The organism is Bradyrhizobium sp. (assembly GCF_016462955.1).
In the GTDB taxonomy this organism is placed as follows: domain Bacteria; phylum Pseudomonadota; class Alphaproteobacteria; order Rhizobiales; family Xanthobacteraceae; genus Bradyrhizobium.
In genome coordinates, this window is sequence record NZ_JAEMSD010000248.1 from 1 (window position 1) to 9,891 (window position 9,891).

Consider the following 9,891-nt stretch of genomic DNA (forward strand, 5'->3'; position numbering starts at 1 on the left):
GTTGTGGGCAGGCTTATCCGCTCGACTGGGTGAAGCGCCGCTTCGACGACGATGGCGTGGCACCCAACTGCACCGCATGCGACGAGCCGGTGAAGACCGCCACGATCTCGTTCGGCCAGATGATGCCCGACGACGAGATGCAGCGCGCGACCGCGCTGTCGCAGGCCTGCGACCTCTTCATCGCGATCGGATCCTCGCTCGTGGTCTGGCCGGCCGCGGGCTTTCCCATGATGGCCAAACGCGCCGGTGCACGTTTGGTGATCATCAATCGCGAGCCGACCGAGCAGGACGACATCGCCGATCTCGTCATCCACCACGACATCGGCGAAACGCTCGGGCCGTTTGTCGGCAATTGAGGCAGCAGTTTGATTCGCGGCTGTGCAAGCTGTTCATAGGTTCCGGCGAATCTCTTTTTTGTCTATGCCTCGCAACCGGGAGTGTTATCTTTTGAGTCGAAAGATTCGCGTCGCGTCGAAGTGAGAAGATTCTCTTAAGACGCGTGATTCGAGCGCCGCCGATGTGGCGGGTTGCATTGCAGTGTGGGGTCCGGGGTTATGGGGTCGTCGGACGGATTCGAGTCCAAGAAGCTGGGAGTTCCCGGGCAGGGCAATTCACCGGGGCGATTGACGCCGGGCGAGCACGGCGGTGGGGGCCGCGACAGCGCACTCAGCCCCTTCACCGGATTGGGTGAGGCCAGCGCCAATCTCGTCGAGGTCACCGGCGTCATCAAATGGTTCGACGCCTCCAAGGGCTACGGCTTCATTGTTCCGGACAATGGCTGGCCCGATGTCCTTCTGCACGTTACCGTGCTGAGGCGCGACGGCTTCCAGACCGCGTATGAAGGCGCCCGCATCGTCGTCGAGTGCATCCAGCGCGCCAAGGGCTACCAGGCCTTCCGCGTGGTCTCGATGGACGAGTCGACTGCGATCCATCCGGCGCAGATGCTGCCGCCGCGTACCCACGTCACGGTCACCCCCACGAGCGGGCTGGAACGGGCCCAGGTCAAGTGGTTCAACCGGCTGCGCGGCTTCGGCTTCCTGACCTGCGGCGAGGGCACGCCTGATATCTTCGTGCACATGGAAACGCTGCGCCGCTTCGGCATGACCGAGCTCAGGCCGGGCCAGTATGTCCTGGTCCGCTTCGGGCCCGGCTCCAAGGGCATGATGGCGGCCGAGATCCATCCCGAGGCCGGATCGCCGGGATTGCAGTCGCACTAAGAGCGGATTCCCACAATCGTGAGCTGAGGCGCGCTGCAAGTCCAGCGCGCCTCTTTCTTTTCCGGCGGTCGCCGCGTAAGGACTGATTTACGTCCCACGCCCCGAGAGCCTCCATGAACTTGAATCGAAAGGCCGTCTGGTCAGTTGCGAAGGGCTGGCTTGCCGCCGTCCTCGTCGTCGCCGCCGGGGCCGTCGGCAGCACGTCTGCCAGTGCCGCCAGTTTCCAGCCGCTCGAGATCGTCACCAGGAACGGCGTGCAGGTGTTCTCGGTGGAAATGGCAACGACCGAGGAAGAGAAGAAGACCGGCCTGATGTACCGCAAGGAATTGGCCGACGGCAAAGGCATGCTGTTCGACTTCAATCCCGAGCAGGAAATCTCGATGTGGATGAAGAACACCTACGTGTCGCTCGACATGATCTTCATCCGTGCCGATGGCCGCATCCTGAGCATCGCGGAGAACACCGAGCCGCTGTCGACGAAGATCATCTCGTCCCGGGGACCTGCCCGGGCCGTGCTGGAGGTGGTGGCGGGCACGGTGCAGAAATACGGCATCCGCCCCGGCGACCGCGTCGGCCACCCTCTGTTCGGCAGCAAATAGCGCGGACGGGGCGGGACCGATCGCCGCTCCCGCTGTCCGGGCTTTCCAGCCTTGCCGACGGGCTTGGGACGCTTGATGACGCCTCGGGAAGCGTGTATCGACGGGGCTCGCCGGACATTCGGGGTATAGCGCAGCCTGGTAGCGCGGCAGTTTTGGGTACTGCAGGTCGTTGGTTCGAATCCAGCTGCCCCGACCAAACACACTAAAATCAAAAGCTTACGTCGTTCAGCGCCTTCAGTACTGGACACCCCTCAGGCACTCCTCTTTGAGAACGTGCCGTTCTTTGGCGTCCTTGAGATAGCGGTTCCGGACAAGCGCTGCGCCTAGTCCTTCGCGGCCGGTGCGGGGGGCACCGGCAGAATGATTTCGGAGGCGATTTTCCAATCTTCCTCGACGCGAAGCCAATTGATGATCATTAGAAACGGCTTGGCTGTTCCGTCCTGCCCCGCATAAGAGACCGTGATGTTCATCGGCACGTAGGACTCGGCGACGTCGCGGGTCAGACCGACAACCTTGAGCTTGGAATAGTCCGGCTCGAGCACGACTGGACCGGAGCTGCCGATATCGTGAAGCTTCTGATCAATCGCCTCATTGCCCCAGAAGCCGGCCCAGTTGCCCTCAGACTGGATCGCGCTCTTGGCTACCAACAGTGTGGAGGGCGATTGCCAGAACATCTCATGGAGCGCCCCAAAATCGTGCTTGTTGGCCAATTCCATTAGCCTGCCGAACTTCGCTCGTATCGAGCTAAGGCTCGTCGCATCCAGCGGCTCGTTCCCGACAGCGGATCCAGCCGCGGCAGTTCCGGCGGAGAGAACTAACGCAGTGACGGTGACAACAAGTCGCTTGTACATGCGGGATATCCCTTTCGACGTCTGGCTCGTGGCGTGACAACCCCTGTCGCGGTCCGCAATCGAGATCAGTTGCCCGTTCAATCGGCCGAAGATTTCATCAGAGCGCCTTAGCCCGCACACTCGCGCAGCAAGGTTGTGATTTTCGTATCGAGATCCCGGGCGACGGCAAGTGCTTCCGCACTGCCATAGTGCAGGAGATAGCTCTCCATTCTGTCGTAAGAGACATGCACGCCGTCAGGACGCTCATCAATGAGGACTGTGACCGGAGCATAAGAGCCGGCATCGGGTACGTGCTTGACCATTTCTTTCATGATGAGTGGATTGCCTACGACGAACCGTTTGATCTGCGGCGTCCTGGATCCGTTTTCGCGACGCAGAATGTCGCCCAAGTCGAATTCCGCGAAGAGCATGAGGTTTGTGCGGCCGAGCCCGCGCTGTACAACGCGCTCAAGATCTCGGAAGGAATCTGTCGCCCTCGTCTCTTTGAAGAAGTTGGCCAGGTCAGGTTGGCCGATCGCGGACTTGAAGGTGGCGACAACAGCCTCGAATGATTTTGCGCTGGTGAGGCTGAAACGTTCCACCTCGACTTTAACGACTGTCATTTTATCCTCCGTAACAACTCGCATTGACCAATTGCGTCCGACGGTGCGTCGGAACGCGACGCGATCATGCAGCCGCGGGATGGGCTTCCAGGAAGGTCCGGACGTGGCTGACGAACAGGTCGGGATATTGAAACAGGGCGCCGTGCCCTGAATCGGGATAGAGGACCAACTGAGCGTTACCGAGTTCCTTGAACATTGCGTAGGCGTTGTTCGCGGGGAGCATGGTGTCGTGGCTGCCGCTGACCACAAGAGTGGGCTGGCGGATGGCGCGTAGAATGGCGTGATCGGGATCGGGTGTGGGGCACCAGGTGATCAGAGCCTTGGCCTGCGGATCGGTAACAGCGCTGCCGTTATCCGTGTCCCGATCGTGCTTGCGTAACTTCGTCCGCTTCAGGAAGGCCAAGCCTGACGATCGGCTTGCGGACGACGTCGTGAAGAACAGCGGCAGGCGGGGGTCCGGTGCATCGGTCTGGGAAAACGCCTCCTGCAGAACCGCTAACAGGTGTTCCTCACCGCCTTTTGGCGCGGTGCCGACGAGGATGAGTTTCCGGACCAGCCTATCGTGCTCAGCTGCGATCTGTTGGGCGACGCAGCCGCCGAGAGAGAAGCCGAGCAGGTCAACCTCAGATAGGCCGAGGAGATTGATGAAGGCGACTGCATCCCTCGCCATCGCTGCGATATTGTCAGGCGTTTGGCCGGTCGAGCGGCCGACCCCGGCATTGTCGAATGCGATCACGGGGCGATCGGCGGCAAGACCGTTCACGACGGCGGGATCCCATGCGTCAATGTTGCCCGAGAAGTGTTGCAGGAGGACGAGCGGCGTTCCGGTAGCGGGGCCGAGGCGACGATAGGCGAAGCGGATTCCGTGGCCTTCGATGTAACGCGTCGGTGCCGTTTCGAGCGTGGCCGCGTCTTGGCTCGCGATGTCGAGTTGAGTCATGTCATCCTCCGGATGCTTGGCATGAAATAGTCGAGTGGGGATCTGGCGTGGCCGCGCGATCGCGGCCCGCGTTCTGCATTCACTGAGCGACCGGGCGCGCTCCCGGCGCGAAGGCACCGGGAGCGGTACCGTTACTTCGCGCGTGCGGCCTTCTCGATGACCTCAGCGACTTGCTTCGCGTGGACGACGAGCGAGGCATGGCTGCCGGCAACTTCCGTCGTTTGAGCCTTGATCCTGGCCGCGAACGACTTCTGGGCCTCGGGCGCCAGCACCTTGTCCTTTGTGCTGATGACATAGAACGTCGGCTTGTCATGCCAGGCCGCCATGTCGACCGGGGCTTCGAACGCGACGTGGTTCAACGGAAGCTGCGAGTTGGCCAGGTGCTCAGCGGTTTCCGGAGGAAGGTCGGCCGCGACGGCTGACGGAAACACTTTGGGATCGATGTACAAATTCCCCTTCGCATCGGGATGGATCGCTTTGCTGCCTTCGGTCGCCGGGCCGGCTTTTGCCAGCGACGCCAAGGACTCGCCGACCTCCGGCGCGAAGGCGGAAACATAGACCAGCGCCGACACCTTGGGATCGTTACCGGCTTGCGTGATGACCACGCCGCCCCAGGAATGGCCGACAAGAACGGTTTTGCCGTCCTGCTTGGTCAGCGCCTGTTTGGTGGCATCGACGTCAGCGGCAAGGGAGGTGAGCGGGTTCTCGACGAGCGTAACGTTGTAGCCCTTCTTCGTGAGAATATCGGCAACGGGTTGCCAGCTCGTCTGGTCCACGAAAGCGCCGTGCACGAGCACGATATTGTGGGCTGCTCCCTTGGGTAGTTCAGCGGAATGAACGGAGCCGACCAGCGTCGTTCCGGCCAAGAGTACGGTGGCGGCCGAGAGAAGGATGTTTCGCATTGATTATTCCTGTTGGCATTCGGACGAACGCAGTCCGGGGGGAATGGACGGGCGTTTCCAGCAAGGTCGCGGTTCTTTCCATCTGCCATGGGCGAAATGGATGCCGAACGTGACGTCGGCCCGCCGCGACATGACCTAGTGTGCGGACTTTGCGGACGACAGAGATCAATCGTCCGGATGTTGTGTCCGATCGTCCACCGATCTAATGTCGGCGACATGGACATACTCGCCCAAGTGCTCGATCGCGTTCGTCTCGGCGGCACGCTGCTCTTTCACTTCGAGCTTGGCCATCCCTGGCATCTCGAGCTGCCGGCGCGCCCCTACGCTCTGTTTCACTATCTCAGCCAGGGCTCAGCGACCCTCGCGCTAGGACAGGGACAGGAAACCCACATGAGCGAGGGAGATTTCGTCGTCATCACGCGCGGCGAGCCCCATGTGTTTTATTCGGATCGCCGGGCCAAGCCTTTGCCTATTGCGGACATCGATCGATCGTCGCCGCGTCTTGGCGTCGTTCGCCACGGCGGCCGCGCAAAGCCGCTCTCAACCATGATCTGCGGCAACTTCACGGTGTCACGGCCTGTGTTTGGCAGCGTGATGGAACTACTCCCACCCGTGCTCCAGCTGAAGCCGACGACGGACGGTGGTTGGCTCGAAGCAATCCTGCGCCGCATGGTCAGCGAGTCCGCGCTCGAGCGTCCCGGTCAAGACGTCGCACTCTCACGACTGACCGAAGTGCTTTTTGTCGAGGTGCTCCGAAGTTGGATCGCCTCTCTGAGTCCCGGACAGGGCGGCTGGCTCGGTGCCATATCTGACCCACATATCGGACCGGCACTCAAGCTGATCCACGAGAACCCCGAGAAGCCTTGGACGCTAAGCGACCTTGGCCATCGCGTGGGGCTCGGCCGCTCGGTGTTTTCGGCGCGCTTTACCAAGCTCGTCGGCCAGTCCATGCACCGTTATGTGATCGAACGCCGCATGGCGGAAGCGGCGTTCCTGCTGGAAACCAGCGATGAGTCCATCGCACGGATTGCCAGCAGGGTTGGTTACGAGACAGCGGCGGCGTTCTCGAAGTTATTCCATCGACATCACGGCGTATCGCCCGGCCGGTACCGGGCATCCCGACGCTTTGAGAGCGGCGAAGGGCAAGGGGACCTCCAGGAGGCAGCGGTGGCCGATTAGGCTTGTCGCGGTCATCGACGGCGGGTCCCGCTTATGAGCCCATCTCGGACCTCGGACGATGTTTCCCTATGCACCGCTGCTACGGAGGAAATGTGTGCTTTTCCAGTTGATAAGGCTCCCCAAACCGTCGTGATGCAGACCGCAGGCCGTCGAACCTTTCGCCGCCGCCGGAGACATAAGGGTATTGGGGATTTCAGCGCCCAATGTCTAACGGACGCCGCCAAGCGAGGATACTCCGCTTGCGCGGCGTTGCGCTTTTCGGGGCGCGCTCGTCAGTTCGAGGCGTGCCAGCCGGGCGGAAATGGGACGAATGACCAAGCCGCCTCGTTGTCGTTGGCGGCTTGCGGCGGCTCCTGCGGCGTGGTGACGATCGGCGCGGGCGGCGCCACTCGCACCGCGAGGCGCAGACGTGCACATTGCAAATTCATTGTTGTTGTTCCCCCGCAAAATCAACTGCTTCCAAACGTCCGACAGCTTGCAAAGTTCAGTATGGAAATCACCGTGCGCCAAAACGGCGCGGCCGTTCTCAAATCACATGCAGTCTACAAAAACATGCGCCGGCTTTCAATGGATCGCGGCAATCCGTCCCAAGAAGTAAGGTTGACCGGTTAGGTTAAGGGCGAGCGGCTGTTGCGGCCGTTTTGACGGCTGCTATCAGGTCTATCCCGGCTCGCGATGGGCTGCCTTCACTCTGTGAGACCACAGATCACGGTTCGTCGCGGCGGGCGTATCACTTGAATTTTTTGCGCAGCGAGCTCTGCACCATGTCTTTTGATCGCAACCTCAAAACCGCCGGTGCGGCGAGTTGGACCGAGGTCTGGCACCTCTGGACCGTGATCGTGCCGCGCCGCTCCATCAACGGGCAGTTCGTTGTCGGCAAGGTCTGGCGCCGCCACGACGGCCGCGACTGGATCTACAAGAAATTCACCGAGTTCGACGGCGAAGAGGCGGCCTGAAGCGCGATGCGGTCGGGATCCATCGTCATGGCGCATCAGGTCGTTGTTGACGCATAAGCTTTCGAGAAAGCCGCTTCGCACTTTGTGCTGACGCGGCCCTTCGGGTCCGGATCACGCTTCAGCCCGAGTGCCGCTCGCCCGTGGCCGATCCGCGTGGCTGCACGCGCGGCAGCGGCAGTTTGAAGTGCCGCTTCGCATAGGCGATGATCTCGGCGTCCGAGGGATGATCGGCTGCTTCCACGGCGACGATCCGCTTGGCCAGATCAGGTGCGCTCGCGCGAATGTGGCCGGCAAGCTCCGTCTTGGCGCTCGCCGGACCGATGATGAGGATCTCACCGGCGTCAGCCAGGGCTCTGGTCACCTCGGCGTAGAACGCCTTGTCGGGCGCGGCATGGCCGCTGCCGACCGCATTGGCCTTGTGGTGGAGATGTCGTGTCGCCAGGTGCGGATGCAGCGTGACTTCGTCCGCGCCGGTCAGGCCGAGATGGAAGATGCGGGCCTGCGAATGATCGATCCATATCACGGCGTGGAAATGAGAGGGCATGTGTCCGGCCTTGTGCGAGAGGAGGCCGCCAGAATCGGTGCGGCTGATGTCGCGGCGACACTATGCGAGACGGCGCCGTCTCTGTTGACCCAGGTCAATCCGACCCGGGTTCGAAGCACCGGCAACCGCCGGCGCCCCCGGAAAGCGGAGGCGGCTCGGGCTCAGGCCGCGGCAACTGCGCCAGGCTTTGCCGGTGGCGGCTTCAGCGGCTTGTCCTGCTTCTTGGACCAGGAGATGTAATAGGCCACCGTCGTCATGATCGCGATGCCGGCGACGCTGACGAAGATCTGCGCGAGCAGCGAACCCGAGCTCATCGACAGCTCGAAATGGCCGACGAAGGACAGGAACACGCCGACGCAGAACACCGCGAGCGACTGCTGGCCGCAGACGATCAGGGGATCGAACACCTTCCATTCGAGCCCGGGCCATTCCTTCGGCACGAAGCGGATCACCAGGATCACGATCACGACGAAATGGAGGAAGCGGTACGGCGCAAGGTTGGTCTTGTCGTTCGGGTTGAACGCCGAGAACAGCCATTCCGGGAACATGCCGCCGAAGGCGGGGAAGCGGCCGGCCATGGTCATGACCAGCGCGAACAGGAGATAGCCGAGGCACAGCCACAGCGTAACAGGCGAATTGATCACCGCCATCGAGCGCCGGGCCCCGCCGAGGGCACACCAGGCGCCGAACACGAACAGCACCTGCCAGCAATAGGGGTTGAAATACCACTGGCCGGCCGGATAGGCCGTCAGATTCCAGCCGTTATGGCGCGCGACCAGCCACAGCGCGATCGACAGGACCATCGTCAGGTCGGGCTTGCGCAGCATGAACCACAGCACCGGCGGAAACAGGCCCATCAGCACGATGTACAGCGGAAGCACGTCGAGATTGAGCGGCTTGAAGCGCAGGAACAAGCCCTGGCGCAGCGTCTCGGTGGCATTGTCGACGAGGCCTGCGACGTTGAACTCGTTGATCATCTCGCTGTCACCGAAGCGCAGCGCGAGATAGGAGATCGAGGCAATGTAGATCACGAAAAGGATGATGTGGGCAACATAGAGCTGCCAGACCCGCTTGGTCAGCCGCGTGGCGCCGACGATGAAGCCGCGCTCCAGCATCATCCGGGCATAGACGAAGGAAGCGGTATAGCCGGAGATGAAGACGAACAGATCGGCTGCGTCAGAGAAGCCGTAGTTGCGGGTCGTGATCCAGTTCACGACGTTGTCGGGAATATGGTCGAGGAAGATCGCCCAGTTCGCGACACCGCGAAACAGGTCGAGCCTGAGGTCACGGCCCTTGTCAGGCAGCGTGGCGTTGATGTTCAGGAAGGCCATGCGACGGGAGCTCTCGAAGGGACGGATCTGCTGGTATAGACGAGGCGGTGCCGCCGGGCGGGCCCCCGGCGCGGAAAGCGGGTACACAATTGTCACGGTGCAGCATAATGACTATACCGTTGGCGAGGGGGCCGGGGGCCGGAATCACCCATCCAGTTCCCGATCGGTGTGTCTATACTATCCCCGAGCTTTCCACCAACTGCTACCGTGACGCATCGAAATCGAACGAAAAGACGAAGAGGCCCGGACCAGTCATGACCGCACGCATTTTCAAGCCCGCCAAGAACGCGATGCAATCGGGCCGGTCCAAGACTAGGGAATGGCAGCTCGATTATGAGCCGGAGCAGCCGCGGGCGGTCGAGCCCCTGATGGGCTGGACCTCGTCGGCCGACATGAAGCAGCAGATCACGCTGCGCTTCCACAGCAAGGACGAGGCGATCGCCTATTGTGAACGCAAGGGCATCCCTTACCAGGTGATCGAGCCGAAGGAATCGGTGCGACGGCCGGTTGCGTACGCGGACAATTTCTCGTTCCGCCGCGGCGAGCCCTGGACGCATTGAGGGGCCCATTCTCATCCGAACCATCCAAAGTGCCGTCATGCCCGGGCTTGTCCCGGGCATCCATGCTCTTGGCGGTAGTCGAAGAACGTGGATGGGCGGGACAAGCCCGGCCATGACGAAGGGAGCGGCTGGTCGCCCGAGCCCAAGACGCTTGGCACCCATTCCGCCGCGTGCTTCGCTGCCTCGCATGACACCATCATGGCGAGGTGG

The 9,891-nt window shown here is 61.9% G+C and carries 13 protein-coding genes and 1 tRNA gene; 7 read left to right on the forward strand and 7 right to left on the reverse strand.

What is annotated here, in order from left to right; translation table 11 throughout:
* The 4 genes from JHD07_RS22970 to JHD07_RS22985 form a co-directional block, all read left to right on the forward strand.
* Positions 1–356: Sir2 family NAD-dependent protein deacetylase (locus JHD07_RS22970; protein ID WP_291626164.1), on the forward strand; the 356-nt coding region annotated here is incomplete at its 5' end.
* A gap of 198 nt (positions 357–554) precedes the next feature.
* Positions 555–1,217, forward strand: a complete 663-nt coding sequence (locus tag JHD07_RS22975; RefSeq protein WP_291626166.1) for a cold-shock protein — start codon at positions 555–557, stop codon at positions 1,215–1,217.
* A 113-nt stretch (positions 1,218–1,330) separates the two neighbouring features.
* Positions 1,331–1,816 (forward strand): DUF192 domain-containing protein, encoded by a 486-nt coding sequence (locus JHD07_RS22980; RefSeq protein ID WP_291626168.1) that lies wholly within the window; start codon positions 1,331–1,333, stop codon positions 1,814–1,816.
* Positions 1,817–1,935: 119 nt separating this feature from the next.
* A tRNA-Pro gene (locus tag JHD07_RS22985) sits at positions 1,936–2,012 on the forward strand.
* Positions 2,013–2,139: 127 nt separating this feature from the next.
* On the opposite strand, the gene JHD07_RS22990 is transcribed toward JHD07_RS22985, so the two are convergent.
* From JHD07_RS22990 to JHD07_RS23005, 4 genes are all read right to left on the reverse strand, one after another.
* Positions 2,140–2,667, reverse strand: coding sequence for a hypothetical protein (locus tag JHD07_RS22990; RefSeq protein ID WP_291626170.1), 528 nt, complete (start codon positions 2,665–2,667; stop codon positions 2,140–2,142).
* A 107-nt stretch (positions 2,668–2,774) separates the two neighbouring features.
* Positions 2,775–3,269, reverse strand: coding sequence for a DUF302 domain-containing protein (locus JHD07_RS22995; RefSeq protein ID WP_291626172.1), 495 nt, complete (start codon positions 3,267–3,269; stop codon positions 2,775–2,777).
* Positions 3,270–3,333: 64 nt separating this feature from the next.
* Positions 3,334–4,209: an alpha/beta hydrolase gene (locus JHD07_RS23000; RefSeq protein WP_291626173.1), complete on the reverse strand. Its 876-nt coding sequence runs from the start codon at positions 4,207–4,209 to the stop codon at positions 3,334–3,336.
* Between the two features lie 131 nt (positions 4,210–4,340).
* Positions 4,341–5,111 (reverse strand): alpha/beta hydrolase, encoded by a 771-nt coding sequence (locus tag JHD07_RS23005; RefSeq protein ID WP_291626174.1) that lies wholly within the window; start codon positions 5,109–5,111, stop codon positions 4,341–4,343.
* 216 nt (positions 5,112–5,327) lie between these two features.
* Between JHD07_RS23005 and JHD07_RS23010 the strand changes: the two genes are divergently transcribed.
* The gene (locus JHD07_RS23010; RefSeq protein ID WP_291626175.1) at positions 5,328–6,290 is read left to right on the forward strand and encodes an AraC family transcriptional regulator; all 963 of its coding nucleotides are present in this window, start codon (positions 5,328–5,330) and stop codon (positions 6,288–6,290) included.
* Between the two features lie 272 nt (positions 6,291–6,562).
* Here JHD07_RS23010 and JHD07_RS23015 read toward each other — a convergent pair whose 3' ends face one another.
* Entirely contained in the window at positions 6,563–6,718 is a 156-nt protein-coding gene (locus tag JHD07_RS23015) for a hypothetical protein (RefSeq protein WP_291626176.1), read from the reverse strand.
* Positions 6,719–7,054: 336 nt separating this feature from the next.
* On the opposite strand from JHD07_RS23015, the gene JHD07_RS23020 reads away from it, so the two are divergent.
* Positions 7,055–7,246, forward strand: a complete 192-nt coding sequence (locus JHD07_RS23020) for a hypothetical protein (RefSeq protein WP_291626177.1) — start codon at positions 7,055–7,057, stop codon at positions 7,244–7,246.
* A 118-nt stretch (positions 7,247–7,364) separates the two neighbouring features.
* Here the strand turns inward: JHD07_RS23020 and JHD07_RS23025 are convergent, their stop codons facing one another.
* Positions 7,365–7,790 (reverse strand): translational machinery protein, encoded by a 426-nt coding sequence (locus JHD07_RS23025; RefSeq protein WP_291626178.1) that lies wholly within the window; start codon positions 7,788–7,790, stop codon positions 7,365–7,367.
* Positions 7,791–7,951: 161 nt separating this feature from the next.
* Positions 7,952–9,121, reverse strand: coding sequence for an OpgC domain-containing protein (locus JHD07_RS23030; RefSeq protein WP_291626179.1), 1,170 nt, complete (start codon positions 9,119–9,121; stop codon positions 7,952–7,954).
* 254 nt (positions 9,122–9,375) lie between these two features.
* Here JHD07_RS23030 and JHD07_RS23035 point away from each other — a divergent pair, with 254 nt between their 5' ends.
* Entirely contained in the window at positions 9,376–9,681 is a 306-nt protein-coding gene (locus JHD07_RS23035) for an ETC complex I subunit (RefSeq protein ID WP_291626180.1), read from the forward strand.
* Positions 9,682–9,891: the final 210 nt, after the last annotated feature.

What these genes read in the sequence shown, in the direction of transcription:
- JHD07_RS23025 (WP_291626178.1), bottom strand. Translation starts at nt 7,790, where the DNA reads ATGCCCTCTCATTTCCACGCCGTGATATGGATCGATCATTCGCAGGCC.
- JHD07_RS23005 (WP_291626174.1), bottom strand. Translation starts at nt 5,111, where the DNA reads ATGCGAAACATCCTTCTCTCGGCCGCCACCGTACTCTTGGCCGGAACG.
- JHD07_RS23010 (WP_291626175.1), top strand. Translation starts at nt 5,328, where the DNA reads ATGGACATACTCGCCCAAGTGCTCGATCGCGTTCGTCTCGGCGGCACG.
- JHD07_RS23015 (WP_291626176.1), bottom strand. Translation starts at nt 6,718, where the DNA reads ATGAATTTGCAATGTGCACGTCTGCGCCTCGCGGTGCGAGTGGCGCCG.
- JHD07_RS22980 (WP_291626168.1), top strand. Translation starts at nt 1,331, where the DNA reads ATGAACTTGAATCGAAAGGCCGTCTGGTCAGTTGCGAAGGGCTGGCTT.
- JHD07_RS23035 (WP_291626180.1), top strand. Translation starts at nt 9,376, where the DNA reads ATGACCGCACGCATTTTCAAGCCCGCCAAGAACGCGATGCAATCGGGC.
- JHD07_RS23020 (WP_291626177.1), top strand. Translation starts at nt 7,055, where the DNA reads ATGTCTTTTGATCGCAACCTCAAAACCGCCGGTGCGGCGAGTTGGACC.
- JHD07_RS22975 (WP_291626166.1), top strand. Translation starts at nt 555, where the DNA reads ATGGGGTCGTCGGACGGATTCGAGTCCAAGAAGCTGGGAGTTCCCGGG.
- JHD07_RS23000 (WP_291626173.1), bottom strand. Translation starts at nt 4,209, where the DNA reads ATGACTCAACTCGACATCGCGAGCCAAGACGCGGCCACGCTCGAAACG.
- JHD07_RS23030 (WP_291626179.1), bottom strand. Translation starts at nt 9,121, where the DNA reads ATGGCCTTCCTGAACATCAACGCCACGCTGCCTGACAAGGGCCGTGAC.
- JHD07_RS22995 (WP_291626172.1), bottom strand. Translation starts at nt 3,269, where the DNA reads ATGACAGTCGTTAAAGTCGAGGTGGAACGTTTCAGCCTCACCAGCGCA.
- JHD07_RS22990 (WP_291626170.1), bottom strand. Translation starts at nt 2,667, where the DNA reads ATGTACAAGCGACTTGTTGTCACCGTCACTGCGTTAGTTCTCTCCGCC.